The sequence below is a fragment of the Quyinboa sediminis genome, from assembly GCF_042219855.1.
Classification (GTDB): Bacteria; Bacteroidota; Bacteroidia; order Bacteroidales; family UBA5342; genus JBHJHP01.
The window spans coordinates 264,075-278,783 of the sequence record NZ_JBHJHP010000008.1 but is presented as its reverse complement, the minus strand read 5'-3'; the positions used below and the strand labels follow the sequence as shown (position 1 = coordinate 278,783).

14 protein-coding genes and 1 tRNA gene are annotated in these 14,709 nt (G+C 39.4%); 7 read left to right on the top strand and 8 right to left on the bottom strand.

Translation table 11 applies throughout. The features are described from left to right. Positions 1-147: 147 nt before the first annotated feature. Complete coding sequence (locus ACE1EF_RS17775) at positions 148-1,143, bottom strand: IS110 family RNA-guided transposase (protein WP_375722047.1); 996 nt, start codon at positions 1,141-1,143, stop codon at positions 148-150. Positions 1,144-1,602: 459 nt separating this feature from the next. Here ACE1EF_RS17775 and ACE1EF_RS17770 point away from each other — a divergent pair, with 459 nt between their 5' ends. Next, positions 1,603-2,046 (top strand): hypothetical protein, encoded by a 444-nt coding sequence (locus tag ACE1EF_RS17770; protein WP_375722046.1) that lies wholly within the window; start codon positions 1,603-1,605, stop codon positions 2,044-2,046. Positions 2,047-2,225: 179 nt separating this feature from the next. On the opposite strand, the gene ACE1EF_RS17765 is transcribed toward ACE1EF_RS17770, so the two are convergent. The 4 genes from ACE1EF_RS17765 to ACE1EF_RS17750 form a co-directional block, all read right to left on the bottom strand. Next, a tRNA-Pro gene (locus tag ACE1EF_RS17765) sits at positions 2,226-2,300 on the bottom strand. 101 nt (positions 2,301-2,401) lie between these two features. Continuing rightward, entirely contained in the window at positions 2,402-2,932 is a 531-nt protein-coding gene (locus ACE1EF_RS17760; RefSeq protein ID WP_375722045.1) for an RNA methyltransferase, read from the bottom strand. 45 nt (positions 2,933-2,977) lie between these two features. Beyond that, positions 2,978-3,994, bottom strand: a complete 1,017-nt coding sequence (locus ACE1EF_RS17755; protein WP_375722044.1) for a 2-oxoacid:ferredoxin oxidoreductase subunit beta — start codon at positions 3,992-3,994, stop codon at positions 2,978-2,980. Positions 3,995-4,002: 8 nt separating this feature from the next. Then, a complete protein-coding gene (locus ACE1EF_RS17750) occupies positions 4,003-5,847 on the bottom strand; it encodes a 2-oxoacid:acceptor oxidoreductase subunit alpha (RefSeq protein ID WP_375722043.1) in 1,845 nt (614 codons plus the stop codon). Positions 5,848-6,053: 206 nt separating this feature from the next. Here ACE1EF_RS17750 and ACE1EF_RS17745 point away from each other — a divergent pair, with 206 nt between their 5' ends. Then, positions 6,054-7,844, top strand: coding sequence for a chloride channel protein (locus tag ACE1EF_RS17745; RefSeq protein WP_375722042.1), 1,791 nt, complete (start codon positions 6,054-6,056; stop codon positions 7,842-7,844). Here ACE1EF_RS17745 and ACE1EF_RS17740 read toward each other — a convergent pair whose 3' ends face one another. Beyond that, a complete protein-coding gene (locus ACE1EF_RS17740) occupies positions 7,845-8,399 on the bottom strand; it encodes a flavin reductase family protein (RefSeq protein WP_375722041.1) in 555 nt (184 codons plus the stop codon). A gap of 299 nt (positions 8,400-8,698) precedes the next feature. Here ACE1EF_RS17740 and rplU point away from each other — a divergent pair, with 299 nt between their 5' ends. The 3 genes from rplU to serS all read left to right on the top strand — a co-directional run bounded on the left by rplU (position 8,699) and on the right by serS (position 10,650). After that, the gene (rplU, locus tag ACE1EF_RS17735) at positions 8,699-9,010 is read left to right on the top strand and encodes a 50S ribosomal protein L21 (RefSeq protein ID WP_375722040.1); all 312 of its coding nucleotides are present in this window, start codon (positions 8,699-8,701) and stop codon (positions 9,008-9,010) included. A gap of 17 nt (positions 9,011-9,027) precedes the next feature. Further along, positions 9,028-9,291, top strand: coding sequence for a 50S ribosomal protein L27 (rpmA, locus tag ACE1EF_RS17730; protein WP_375722039.1), 264 nt, complete (start codon positions 9,028-9,030; stop codon positions 9,289-9,291). Between the two features lie 87 nt (positions 9,292-9,378). Then, positions 9,379-10,650: a serine--tRNA ligase gene (gene serS, locus ACE1EF_RS17725; RefSeq protein WP_375722038.1), complete on the top strand. Its 1,272-nt coding sequence runs from the start codon at positions 9,379-9,381 to the stop codon at positions 10,648-10,650. A 67-nt stretch (positions 10,651-10,717) separates the two neighbouring features. On the opposite strand, the gene ACE1EF_RS17720 is transcribed toward serS, so the two are convergent. Further along, a complete protein-coding gene (locus ACE1EF_RS17720; protein WP_375722037.1) occupies positions 10,718-12,115 on the bottom strand; it encodes a DNRLRE domain-containing protein in 1,398 nt (465 codons plus the stop codon). A gap of 195 nt (positions 12,116-12,310) precedes the next feature. Here ACE1EF_RS17720 and ACE1EF_RS17715 point away from each other — a divergent pair, with 195 nt between their 5' ends. After that, positions 12,311-13,153: a hypothetical protein gene (locus tag ACE1EF_RS17715; protein WP_375722036.1), complete on the top strand. Its 843-nt coding sequence runs from the start codon at positions 12,311-12,313 to the stop codon at positions 13,151-13,153. Next, entirely contained in the window at positions 13,150-13,968 is an 819-nt protein-coding gene (gene murQ / locus ACE1EF_RS17710; protein WP_375722035.1) for an N-acetylmuramic acid 6-phosphate etherase, read from the top strand. Before ACE1EF_RS17715 ends, murQ begins: the two co-directional genes overlap by 4 nt. Here the strand turns inward: murQ and ACE1EF_RS17705 are convergent. Then, positions 13,958-14,704 (bottom strand): LytR/AlgR family response regulator transcription factor, encoded by a 747-nt coding sequence (locus ACE1EF_RS17705; RefSeq protein ID WP_375722034.1) that lies wholly within the window; start codon positions 14,702-14,704, stop codon positions 13,958-13,960. The two genes, murQ and ACE1EF_RS17705, sit on opposite strands and share 11 nt — an antisense overlap. Positions 14,705-14,709 lie beyond the last annotated feature (5 nt).

Genomic DNA, 14,709 nt, shown 5'->3' with positions numbered 1-14,709 from the left:
ATCCATAAAGATTTACCTGCTGAGAAAGAGAATTTAACTTAGGAAATTATGATTGTAAGTTTGAATTGAATTTCAACTAAAAACTAAATTGAAAAAAAACTGGCGCTAACACTATTCTAAGGGAAAACCAAAAAAATAGCCAACAAATTATGCAGTAAATCTACTTAGATCCACATATGGTGTTTGACGATTTACGACTGCAAAAATCCGTGATACCAGTTTATTTCGAATAATATTTAAAGTGCTCATTTTATTTTTCCCTTCGTCTGTTCGACGTTGATAATATGTTTTGTATTCTCCTTTAAGTTGTATTGCTCCCATAGCGGCAATGTTGAGAAGTGATTTTAACTGCCTATTTGCAAACGGATGGACCCTGGTTCTGCCTCTTATTGTAGATCCTGACGAATACTCAAAGGGAGCGATACCTGAATAGCAAGCAAAACTTTTAGCATTATTTATCCGGGTAAAATTCTCAGTATATATGATGATATATTTGGCCAGAACAGGACCAATACCCCTGACACTTTGAATAAGCTTATAGTTTTTGTTCCATTCTGAAGATGCCATGATAACTTCTTCTATTTTCGACTCCAGGAGGTTTATTTCTGTATTTAGATGTTCTATCATACGCTTTTGTGATTCTTTTATTAAAGTTGTTTCACCATTAAAAAATGAATCATGAATATCCTTAATCGAATTTTTATAGGCTGTCCGGTGGCGAACAAGTTTCTCGCGTAAAGCTAAGAGTTGACGTAATTGTGCGACCATTCCTGAATTAAGCCTGGTAGGGATCAGCTCATCTCTTTTTCGCCAGGCATACAAGGCTATTGCCTTTGCATCAAGTCTATCTGTTTTACCCCTTTTCATACCCATTGATCTTTTTATATCCATTGCCGGGGCCATGGTAAACAGAACATCTGATTCTGACAAGAAAACGGCTAATAAACGACTATAACGTCCTGTATTCTCAAAACAAAAATAAAGATCATTTAATTTGCATTTAAGATGTTTACATGAGGTTTCAAGCAAGCCTGAGAAGCCATTAGGTGTATTAGGAACTACAAAATAAACGTTAACCTGATGAAGGTAGACATCCAAGGTATCTTTTGAAACATCAATACCAATAAATCGCTTGTTTTTCATAATTTTACAATTAACATTTAACAAAGGGTTGCTGTAACTAGTAGCTTTAAAAGGCCTGTTGCCTATGATTCTAAATGGTTCTCAGCAACTAAGAAAGGAATAGGGACTAGAAGTGTTGATAGGTCTGCTAACCTACGCGGTCATAAAGTTCACCCTATTCCTTTTGTGATTATCAACATATAAACAACAATTAACAAAAAAAGAAAAAGTAACAAAAAGAAAAGAATATCAATCACTTACATGATTATATCATTCTTTTTGTTAATAAACAGTTGTAAATATAAAGCTCTTATACCAAGACTGATATCCTTTTTATTTCCAAAAGCTTATAGCAGAAAGAGATCATGAATAATAAAAATAGAATAAGTTCATTTTTATTCGGGTTAAACAGCACATCCTTTATCTGCTTTATGTTAAATTAAACAGTAAAACAAACCAAAGCAAAATTTTTATAATGCTATGAAAACAGCTATCCTAATGACGCTGATTCTCTTTATCCTTTCATCCACATCTTACGGAAAAGAACCGCAGGTACCGAATCCTGAGTATTCCCCGCTTTACACATGTATGCGCTCCTTTAAAACTCAGGATTCAATATCGATGATAGAGAGAGACCGTTTACTCAAAAATGCAGGCATCGAACTTATAAAAGCAGAAAGGAAGTTCTATCTCGGTGTTTCATTTGTGGCGCTGGGTGGTATAACATACCTTGTGGGACAGGGTAATAAACAAATGAATGTGCTTGGATTTGGATTTGGTGCATTTGGGGCACTGTTTTCTCTTGAATATGTATATCACATTGGAAAAGCCGGAAGAATTCTTAGTGGAACCAATCTAAGAGCCCAAAGTGGTATACACATTAAAAGTGCTCCCAATGGCATTGGACTGGCCTTTAAGTTTTGAGCCGGAATCTATTCTACTCTACCCAACTGCTATGACATTTCTTCATATCGCCATACCGTTCATGTGGAAAGGAAAAAACGTTAAGATCTCCATGCCATATGATTCTAATAAAAGGTTCCTTAAATAAGCCCTATCCAATTATAAAAAAAGCCTTCCACATATCTGTGAAAGGCTTTTTGTCGAGGTGGAGGGATTCGAACCCCCGACCCCCTGCTCCCAAAGCAGGTACACTAACCGGACTGTGCTACACCTCGAAAATCATCTGCTTTTATCGCTACAAAAGCGGATGCAAAACTATAACTTTTTTTTATTTCTACAAACAGAATTACATGATAGTGATGAATAAAATCACATCTTACTGTTTAATAGACATATAGAAGTGCCAGATCACAATTCCTGCAGTTATTGACACATTTAAAGAATGTTTGGTTCCAAACTGAGGTATTTCCAGACAACCGTCTGATACATCCACAACCTTCTGCTGAACCCCTTTTACCTCATTTCCCAGAATTACTGCATATTTTTCACGTGCAGAGGGTTTAAATTCGTCAAGACGAATACTCCCTTCAACCTGCTCAACGGCATAAACTTTAAAACCTTCCCTTTTAACATAATCTACAGCATCAAGTGTATCTTCATAATACGACCAGATTACTGCTTCTTCAGCACCTAAAGCAGTTTTATGAATTTCATTATGGGGAGGTGTTGCCGTAATGCCACATAACACAATTTCGGCAATCCTGAAGGCATCGGATGTACGAAATACAGAGCCTACATTATTGAGGCTCCGCACATTATCCATTATAATAATAAGTTCTGTTTTACTGGCAGCCTTGAATTCATCAACCGAAATGCGGTTCAGTTCGTCAATTTTCAATTTGCGCATTGTTATCCTTTTTGCAAAGATGAAGGTTTTGAACCGGACTACACACTATTCTACTTCCCAAACACTACCGGAACGGGCCAGTTCTTCAAATTTTGATATTCTTGAATTAGCCTGAACATCTTTTATCTGCTTTACAAGATTATCATTATAAGTTGATGTTTTTGCAGCTCGAATTACCCCAAGCGCTACCGGAAATGCAGGATATTCCATGTTTGCCAGAGCATTATGAAGTGTAGCATCTCTATCTTCAGCATCATGAATAAGAATATCATCCGCAGTGATTCCATCCTTACCAACTTCAACTACTTTAAGTTTCATTCCATTCAATACCAGTCCCTTGTCCATATTCTGGCCAAACAACATTGGTTTTCCATGTTCCAGTAAAATAGTCCGGTCAGCTCTGTGTGCTTTATCAGTAATGGCAGCATGTGTATCATCATTAAAAATCACACAGTTTTGGAGAACTTCAACCACAGAAGTCCCTTTGTGTTCATGCGCCGCAATGAGTACCTCCTGTGAAAGTTTCATATCAGTATCAATGGATCGGGCAAAAAATGTTCCTCTGGCTCCCAGCGCCAGTTCACCTGGCCGGAAAGGATACTCAATTGTTCCGAATGGTGATGTTTTGGATATAAAACCTTTTTTTGAAGTCGGTGAATACTGACCCTTTGTTAAACCGTAAATCTGGTTATTAAAAAGGATTATATTAATATCAATATTTCTTCTTACCGCATGTATAAAGTGGTTCCCTCCGATGGCCAAAGCATCACCGTCACCGGAAATCTGCCAAACGGTTAAATCCGGATTTGCACTTTTTACTCCCGAAGCAATTGCTGCAGCACGTCCGTGAATGGTATGAAAACCATAAGTATTCATGTAATAAGGCAGACGACTGGAACAACCAATACCTGAAATAACAGCTATATTATCCGGATCAACGCCGATGGTAGCCATTGCTTTATGTAGCGTATTAAGGATTGCATGATCACCACATCCCGGACACCATCTTACATTCTGATCACTTTTATAATCTTTTGGGCTGAATGTTTCTTTAATCTCCATAATCGCTATTATAAATATTTTTTAATTTCGTTTTTAATATCCTCTACAGCAAAAGGTAATCCTTCAATTCTGTTGAACTGATGATAAACCGGCCCCGGTATAGTCATCCGCAGGTAGTCTGCAAACTGTCCTTTGTTGATTTCACATACCACAATCTTTTTGTATTTTTTCATTATTTCAGCGGTATTCACCGGCAACGGCATAATATAGTTAAAATGCGTATAGGCGACCTTAATACCCTCTTCGTGCAACTCTTCGAAAGCAGTTGTAAGATGGCCGTAAGTTCCGCCCCAGCCTACCATAAGAATATCTGACTCCACATCACCAAGAACTTTCTGTTCAGGTATAAACTCTGCAACTTTCTGTACTTTCTCCTGCCTTACATCAACCATTTTCTGGTGATTTGCAGGGTTATGCGATATTGCACCTGTGGTATAATCTTTTTCCAGACCACCAACACGATGACTGAATCCGGGAGTACCTGGTGTAGCCCAATAACGGTTCAGTCTTGCCGCATCACGCTGCATCACTTCCCAGCTATCTTTCATCTCGGGAGTTACCATGGGTGGTGTAATGGCCGGAAGTTCATCCATTGAGGGGATCCGCCAGGGTTGGGATCCGTTCGCTAAAAACCCATCCGTTAACAGGATAACGGGAGTCATGTGCTCCATTGAAAGTTTCGCAGCCATGAATGCATAGTGAAAACAATCAGAAGGGGTACTTGCGGCAATCACAATGGCAGGACTCTCTCCGTTGCGACCGTACAATGCCTGACGTAAATCGGATTGTTCTGTTTTTGTTGGTAATCCGGTTGAAGGTCCTCCACGTTGCACATCTACAACTACAAGAGGTAATTCTGCCATAACTGCCAAACCAATAGCTTCACCTTTAAGTGCAAGTCCCGGACCTGAAGTTGTAGTCACTGCTAAATCCCCGGCAAAACTGGCGCCGATGGCAGTAGAAATACCAGCAATTTCGTCCTCAGCCTGAAATACTTTTACGCCAAGATCTTTCCTTCCTGAAAGTTCCTGAAGAATTTCTGTCGCCGGTGTGATAGGATAACTTCCGAGAAACAACTCCTTTCCACTTTTTTCCGAAGCAGCCAAAAATCCCCAGGCAACAGCCTGATTACCATTAATATTACGGTACGTTCCCTTTTCCTTTTTACCTGATCCTACCATATACGAAGGTGTCATTGCCTGAATGTTTTCACCATAATTGAATCCATCCTGCAACACCTTGATGTTGGCTTCCGCAATTTCAGGTTTCTTTTTAAATTTTCGGTTGAGCTTTTTCTCTATATAATTTAGCGGCTGATTAAATAACCAGGATACCAAACCGAGGGCATACATATTCTTACTGCGAAGTACGGTCTTGTTATCGAAACCAAACTCTTTGAGACTGGCAGCTGTCATCGTAGTAATCGGTGCCTTTACAATGTTAAAGTCAGCCAACTGATCCTCTACAATTGGATCCATTGTTTTATATCCTGCCTTCTCCAGATTTTTATCCGTAAATGCATCTACATCCAGAATGATAGTTCCTCCTGGCTTCAGATATGCTTTGTTTGCTTTCAGAGCAGCCGGATTCATTGCGATTAATACATTTGCAACATCACCCGGTGTATGTACTATTTTCTTCCCTAGATGTACCTGAAACCCACTTACTCCACCAATGGTTCCCCTTGGTGCTCGTATATCTGCCGGATAATCAGGAAATGTAGATATTTCATTACCCAATTCTGCGGATGATTCGGAAAACAATGTTCCGGTTAACTGCATTCCATCTCCGGAATCACCTGAAAACCGAACAACAACATCCTCTAACTCAATTGGTTTTACGCTTTTAGGCATTACTAAATTCAATTTTACAGATTACAACAATTTACTTTTAACAAAAAACGATGCAATTAAATGAAAATTCTGCACTTACAATATTAATTCTGTAATACTTTACAACATATTTTGTTTTTTATATATATTCTTAATTAGGAACTTACGCGGTTTAAAAATGTATTCCATTTGTTATTCTGTTTTGAAGTATTATTTTTATCATACCAATGTCTAAGGAAACAAAACATCACTCCTTCGGTCGCCGGCTGTGGAAAAAATTCTTTATCTGGCGACTGAAACATATCAGTGATCGCCAGTTTATGGCTTTCATCAGTGTCATTGTTGGTATTCTTACAGGAATAGGTGCGGTTGTCATTAAAAAATCCGTTCATTTTATACAGTCCAATATTCACCGGTTCGAAGCCGGTAACTGGTGGTTCATCTTTATGCCACTTATTGGTGTTAGTCTGGCCTTACTTTTTATGAAGTACATCATAAAACGTCCGGTACGGCACGGTGTGCCAAATGTTTTATATGCCAAAGGAAAAGCCAAAGGATTTATGCGGGCTCACAACATGTACTCTTCCATCATCACAAGTGCACTTACTGTAGGATTCGGTGGATCCGTCGGCCTGGAAGGTCCGACTGTTTCTACAGGAGCTGCTATAGGTTCTAACATTGGCCGTTTTTTACATCTGCGGTTAAGAGAGGTTATTCTTTTGCTGGGATGTGCCTCTGCCGGTGCAATGGCTGCTATTTTTAAAGCACCTATTACAGCCATCGTTTTCGCGCTTGAAGTGATTATGCTTGATCTGACAATGGCTTCAATTATTCCCCTGCTGCTGGCTTCCGTTTCTGCGGTTCTGGTTTCATACTCCTTAACCGGACAGGATGTACTTTACCCTTTTACTGTTGAAGATGCCTTTGTTTTAAAAGATATTACCTATTACATCTTACTGGGAATAACAACAGGATTTGTATCTGTATACTTTAAACGGATATATGTTTTCATCACCAGCATTTTTGAAAACATGAAATCCAAAGTTAAACGACTTATTGTTGGAGGTCTCGTACTTGGCGGAATAATTTATATTTTCCCATCCCTTTATGGTGAAGGTTATCAGGTGATCAATTCATGCCTCAAAGGAAACCTTGAATACCTGTTCACTGACACACTGTATAGTTCATTCAGAGGAAATCTTTATCTAACCGTTGCCATATTAATCGCAGTAGGTCTGACCAAGGTAGTAGCAACAACTATTACTTTCGGATCCGGAGGTGTAGGCGGTATTTTTGCACCAACATTATTTGTGGGTGTTCATGTGGGTCTGGCATTTGCATTACTGGCCAATCAACTTGGTCCCCACAATATCAACATCAACAATTTTGCCCTTATGGGGATGGCAGGCATGATTTCTGCCGTTCTTCATGCACCGCTGACGAGCATTTTCCTTATCGCAGAGTTATCAGGTGGCTACCAGCTTTTCGTCCCCCTAATGATCACATCTACACTATCGTTCTTTATTATCCGGCTTTTTGAGAAACATTCTGTATATACGTATCAGCTTGCTAAGAGAAAGGAACTGATTACCCATCATAAGGATCAGGCCATATTGTCGATGATGGAAGTTCCCAAACTTATTGAAACGGATTTTGCCACCATTTCTCCTGATGCAACACTGGGAGATTTGGTACATGTAATTGAAACTGCACACCGCAACCTCTTTCCAGTGGTTGATGCTAATGGCAAACTCCATGGAATGGTAAAGATGGATGACGTTAGAAAAATCATTTTTAAGCCGGAGCTTTACGATAAAGTAAAGGTAAGCGAACTGATGTATATGCCTGAACACTTTATCAGTCCCGATGACAGTATGGAAGAACTGGTAAATAAATTCAGCTCCTCGGCCCGATATAATATTTGTGTTCTTGACAACGGTAAATACCTTGGATTCATTTCAAGAGCCAAGGCATTTACCGCTTACCGTTATCAGATGAAACGGCATTCACAGGAGTAATTATAAGCTGTTTATCTTCCAGGCATCTGCAAATTCCTTACCAATGGTACGGTATTTATTATCCGGCATAGTCAGAATCATGCTTTTCATTTTGCCATAATCAGGGCTCCCCTCAGTCATCAAATCCGGATCACACCACACATTAGTGATTTCACCTACAATCCATAGATTGGATGGCAAAATAATTTTTTCCACCAGCTTACATTCCAGATTTAACGGAGCGCCCTCTATTAGCGGTGATTTCTTTTGATTTCCAAATGTGTATTCGAAAACATGAGATTTATCGGTTCGCTTTGCAGAAACCATTCCCACATAATCTGTTTCCCTGGTGAGATTCTTACCCGGTATGTTCACACTAAACTCTTTGTTTAGCAATACAGCATCACCGGTCAGACGATGCTTGCTGATTGCAAAACCCAACATCGGAGGATCAGCATTCACCCTTGTCATCCAGGCAATCGTAGAAAAATTGGGCTTCCCCTGAAACATTGTTCCAACAATTGCAATTGGCATGGGAAACTGTACATTTAAATCAATATTCTTTTTCAAACCCATAATTGTATTTTTGCAGGTATATAATATACAGTGTTATGTCTTTTATATAAAGACATTAAATATAAAAAGAATTTTCACAGGAACTTCAGCAAAAGGGATGAATGATTAATTTATCTTAAAAGAAAAACATTCAAATAAAAATTTTAACTACATTGTGCTTCCTATAATAAAATTGTTTATTACTTTTGCAGCCCAAATCTTATTGATCTGGAATAACGAATCTTTCAGCGGGGCTCTTGAAAAGAGATCAAAACGCATGGTCCGCCTCCTGGATTTAACAATAAAAAGTAATTAAAATTATGTACGCAATTGTTGAGATAGCAGGTCAGCAGTTCAAAGTAGAACAAGGAAAAAAAATCTTCGTTCACAGACTTGAACAGGAACAAGGTGCTGATCTTGAATTCGACAGAGTATTATTGGTTGACAACGACGGAAAAGTAAAAGTTGGAACGCCTGTTGTTAAAGATGCAAAAGTTGTTGCAAAAGTACTCGATCATGTTAAAGGCGATAAAGTTATCGTTTTTAAGAAAAAAAGAAGAAAAGGTTATAAAGTGAGAAACGGACACCGTCAGTATTTTTCACAGATTGAAATCACAGGAATCGAAGCTTAACTCCAAAATTATAAATTATGGCACATAAGAAGGGAGCAGGTAGCTCAAGAAACGGACGCGAATCGGAAAGTAAACGATTGGGCGTTAAAATCTTTGGTGGTCAGTTTGCCAAAGCTGGTAATATTATCGTTCGCCAGAGAGGAACACAACACCATCCCGGTAAAAATGTAGGCATCGGAAAAGACGATACTCTTTTTGCACTGGAAAGCGGCATTGTTGTATTCAAAAAGAAACAAAACGACAAATCTTACGTTTCTGTAGAGCCTACAGTAACTGAGTAACAGAAAGAATTTTAATGATATCAGATCTCCTGATTTTTTTACCTTTGCGTAAAAATCAGGAGATTTTTTTATTAAACACACTTATCCATGTTAACACTTAAGTATATTTCCGATAACAGAGATGAAGTTATTAACCGTTTGTCCGTTAAAAACTTTGATGCAAAGGATCTGGTTGATACAATAATTGAGGCTGATAAAAAACGCAGGGAGCTTAAAAGTGCGTCAGATGATGCCCAGGCAGAAATGAACAACCTGTCCAAACAAATTGGTTTGCTTTTCAGAGAAGGCAAAAAAGAGGAAGCTAACAAGGCTAAATCAAGAACTGCTGAATTAAAGGAAAATATTAAGTCACTGACAACAGAGCTTGCAGAAGTTGAAACATCCATTCAGGATAAGCTGGTTTTAATACCAAACCTGCCACACAGCTCCGTGCCGCGAGGGAAAAGTGAACAGGACAATGAAATAATCCGTCAGGGCGGTATTATTCCTGAGCTGGAAGCAAAACAACCACACTGGGACCTGATTAAACAATACGATATTATCGACTTTGAACTGGGAACCAAACTCACTGGTGCAGGTTTTCCTGTTTATAAAGGTAAAGGCGCTCGATTACAACGTGCATTAATTAATTTTTTTCTTGACGAAGGTGAAAAAGCCGGTTACAGGGAAGTACTGCCACCTATTGTCGTGAATGAGGATTCCGGGTTCGGAACAGGACAGCTTCCCGATAAAGAAGGACAGATGTACCATGTCACGGCAGACAACTTTTACCTGATCCCCACAGCAGAGGTCCCGGTAACAAATATTTACCGTGATGTTATTCTTACTGAAGAAGAACTTCCTGTAAAGAACATGGCTTATACACCTTGTTTCAGAAGAGAAGCCGGATCATGGGGAGCTCATGTCAGAGGACTGAACCGCCTTCACCAGTTCGACAAGGTTGAGATCGTACAGATTCAGCATCCTGAGAAGAGCTATGATACATTAAATGAAATGGTCGCCCACGTAGAAGGTATCATCTCTAAACTTGGCTTACCATATCGAATTGTAAAACTTTGTGGTGGTGATATCAGCTTTACCTCGGCTCTGACTTTCGATTTTGAGGTCTATTCTGCTGCACAGGAAAGATGGCTGGAAGTCAGCTCGGTATCAAATTTTGAAAACTACCAGGCAAACCGGCTAAAATGCCGCTATAAAGGAAAAGACATGAAAAAGCCGGAACTGGCTCACACCCTGAACGGTAGTGCACTGGCTTTACCCAGAATTGTAGCCGCACTTCTGGAAAACAATCAGACTCCCGATGGTATTAAAATTCCCGAAGTTCTGATTCCATACACCGGATTTTCGATAATTAACTAAGAAAAAACATGATACAAAAAAGAGGATGGCCCGCCGGTCATCCTCTTTCCTTTCTACTTAAGTACTTCTACGGTAAGGTATAGTAAATTTTTATACTCGGCCTCATTTCTGCATAATCATTATCACTTGAAGCAAAAGTTATGCCACCCGGCACATTTTCAGGATAATGTTGCAACATAAATCCATAAACAGGTGTATTTATCTGCCACGACTTTTTAATTAACTCCGTAATATCATAAACTCGGAGCAATGAACTCATCCAGGGCCTGTAATCCAGGTACATCATTACATCATCAGTCGTTTGAGGCTGGTTAAGCCAGGTTACCTTATGCTCATCCCAATCCTGTACAATCGCTTTTAGCACTCCTATATTAATGGTGTCCGTATTCTCATTTAATGGCATCTGTACACCTCCTGTTAAATGTAGCATCAATTCAATCTTCTGTATGGTAGCTGACTTGGGTAGGGCATTATGAAAATCCAGTCTGATCAGGCTCCGTTTGGTTCGCATAACCGTTAGCACAGGTTCAGTTAAAAATGATGCTGATAATTCTTTTACATCGCCGTAATTTTCATCAGGATTCAGATCAGTAATCATAGCATCATCCGTTGAATCAGGAGTTGTTCTGAGAATGATTTCATGGTAAACATTTGAATTACCAACAGTAATCATTAATGGTTTATCTTCTGTTGCATTTATAAGCTGTTCGCTGGTAAATGTAAGTGTTGCGCTATATAACTCTGTTTTAACCGAAAATACGTATTCACCCGGTGTGTTTCTGAGTACGGCTTTATTCCTGCCTGCCTTAAAATCGAACCGGTATACATAGCCATCCGGTCCGGTCACGATTACCCTTGCAGGCACAAGATTCAGTGGTCTCTCCAGCAATGGGTTATCCTCATAAACCATGGCATAAAATACCAGAGGATTTACGATTTGAACTCCAAAGCTGACATATCCAAATTGATCCGGCGTCTGATTATCTACCGGAATTACTTCAACATTCAAACCGGATTCTACTCCGGGTACAACTTTAAAATCCAGAGGCAAAGGATGATTTACCAGATATGCCAGTTCTGAGCCGTGTTTTGGAGATGCATAAACCACCTCTCCATTATTATTCACCACCATAAATTCCGTAAGAAAATAATACCCTTCATTCAATTCAATTTTCTCACTTATATACTGGTTACCAAACATATATAAAGGCACGATCTTCTTCTCGATAACAATATTGCTATCAGCATCAGCAATAGAAATTAACAAACTGAGTCTGGAAACAGATGCGGAATCATCAAAAGTTGCGGATTTTAAGACCTTATTGAATTCATCTCCGATCACCGTAAATCCTATTTTCCCCTTCTGCTCGACCCGGGATGGTTGCTTTTCACAGCTACCCAGTAGCAATAACAAAGAGATCACGACGAAAAGCGGTTTTAATCCCTTATACATATTAGTCTTCATATCAATGACGTTTTGATTAGCTTTTACTTTATCAAATTTACAATAACTAAAGTACTGTATAAACAGATGAACATGGTTATCAAATGGTTGCATCGGAGTTGTAATTTCATGTTCATGCCTGAGCGGAGCAATATTTAATAACGCTACTGGCTATTTGTACTGTACAATTAGCGCAAGAATGATTAATTTTGTGGTATGATATTGATTGCAGACGGCGGTTCAACAAAAACATCATGGGCGCTTCTTTCCATCGATGGTGTTTTAAAGATAAATACCTCGGGTATTAACCCGATGGTACATACTCCTGAGCTTATACAGAAAGTTATTCGGGAAGAACTACTGTCGGTATTATACGAGGAAATCAGCAAAATAGATTTACTTGCATTTTATGGCGCCGGTTGCAACGAAAATGGTTGCAGAATACTAACACATGAACTTCAAACGGTCTTTCAATGTGAAATAAGCTGTAGTTCAGATCTTGCAGGAAGTGCAATTGCCACGATTGGCGATGGTGAAGGGATAGTATCAATTCTTGGAACCGGTTCAAATTCAGGTTTTTATTCTAAAGGGGTTCTGAAAGATCACATCCCTTCACTGGGTTATATACTGGGTGATGAAGGCAGTGGCTCTTATTTAGGGAAACAATTATTAGCCGACTACCTCAAAAAGCAGATGCCTGCAAACCTGGCCAAACATTTTGAAGACTCATACCACCTGCATGAAACCGATGTTATTGAAGCAGTCTACAGAAAAGCAAAACCAAATCAGTATCTTGCGTCATTTGTTCCGTTTATTGTTGCAAATTCAGATGAAGAGTACTGCAAAAGTCTTGTTAAACAGGCATTCAGTTTATTTTTTCAACGCAATATCTGTGAGTATAAAGGTTATAAAAACTATCCCTTAGCCTTTACCGGCTCTGTTGCATTTGGATTCAGAAATTTTCTGGAGGAAACCGCCACGAAATATGGAACCCATATATCTGAAATTCTTCAGGATCCGGTTGACGGCATGATTAATTATTTCAAAAAACGACTATGACCAACAGCATAACAGAATCAGACTCTGTTCATAACAATCTTGAAACCAAAAGCGTCAACGAACTGCTTCATCTTATACACGAAGAAGACAAAAAGGTTTTACCGGCCATTGAAAAGGTGATTCCGGACATACAGGTTTTCGTTCAGGAACTAGTAAAACGCATGAAAAAGGGTGGCAGGTTATTTTATATCGGAGCAGGCACAAGTGGCAGACTGGGAGTGGTGGATGCATCAGAAATCCCACCGACTTTCGGTGTTGGTCACGGTGTGGTGATCGGATTGATAGCTGGAGGTGACGGAGCGATCCGAAAAGCTGTTGAGCATGCTGAAGATGATGCAGAACAAGGCTGGAATGATATTGTACAACACAATCCCAATGAACTTGACACCGTTGTTGGCATTGCTGCTTCTGGCCGAACGCCATACGTTATCGGCGGTGTAAAAAAGGCCCGGGAGAACGGCCTCTTAACCGGATGTATTACCAGCAACCTGAACACAAAGCTTGCCGAAGTGGCTGAATATCCGATTGAACCTGTTGTTGGACCGGAGTTTGTAACCGGATCTACCCGGATGAAAAGCGGGACTGCGCAGAAACTGGTTCTGAACATGATTACAACCACAACCATGATCCAGTTGGGCCGTGTTCGCGGGAATAAAATGGTGGATATGCAACTGACCAATCAGAAACTCATTGAACGCGGAACGCGTATGATAGGCAATGAACTTGGAATAAATGCAGAACAGGCAAAAAGTCTTCTTTTATTACATGGCTCAGTCAGAAACGCCATCGACGCATTCAGGGAGATTAAAAATTAAGCACTTCCTTCAGTCTTTTGGCTCCGCTTTTACTGGTTTTAATGTTTTCTCCACATTTTAATTGCAGAATGAAGGTTTCCTTTTCATAGCGTTCCATGCGTTTAATCTGCTGCGTATTTATGATATAGGAGCGATGAACGCGGATAAAATCATTTTCAGGCAGATTATTTTCAAAGTAATTCATTGTTGCCTTTTTCAGAAACCGACCACGTACGGTATAAAACATCACATAATCATCTTCGGCTTTGATATAATGAATATCTTCAACTGGTATAATCTCTATTTTTGAACGATCTTTTACCACTACCCGGTTCAGTGTTTCGCTGTTCTCCCTGATATCATCAAGAAGCTTTTCCACCTTTTGTGGTTCTTTCTGCTGTAACCTTTCATTGGCTTTCTCCAGTGCCTGGCTGAAACGTGCCGGTGTATAAGGTTTAAGCAGATAATCTATTGCATTCTGCTCAAACGCTTTCAGCGCATACTGATCATATGCAGTAATAAAAATAACGTGTGGTTTTTCCCCTTCATCCAATAACTCAAGCATCTCAAAACCTGTAAGTTTTGGCATCTGAATATCTAAAAAAACAAGATCCGGTGAGTGGTCTTTAATTGCTTTGAATCCATCGAAACCATTATTACACTCATCCACGATCTCATAATCTTCGTGTTGCGACAAGAGTTTTTTCACTAATTCCCTGGCTGGTTGTTCATCATCAATTATAACACAACGTATCATATCTT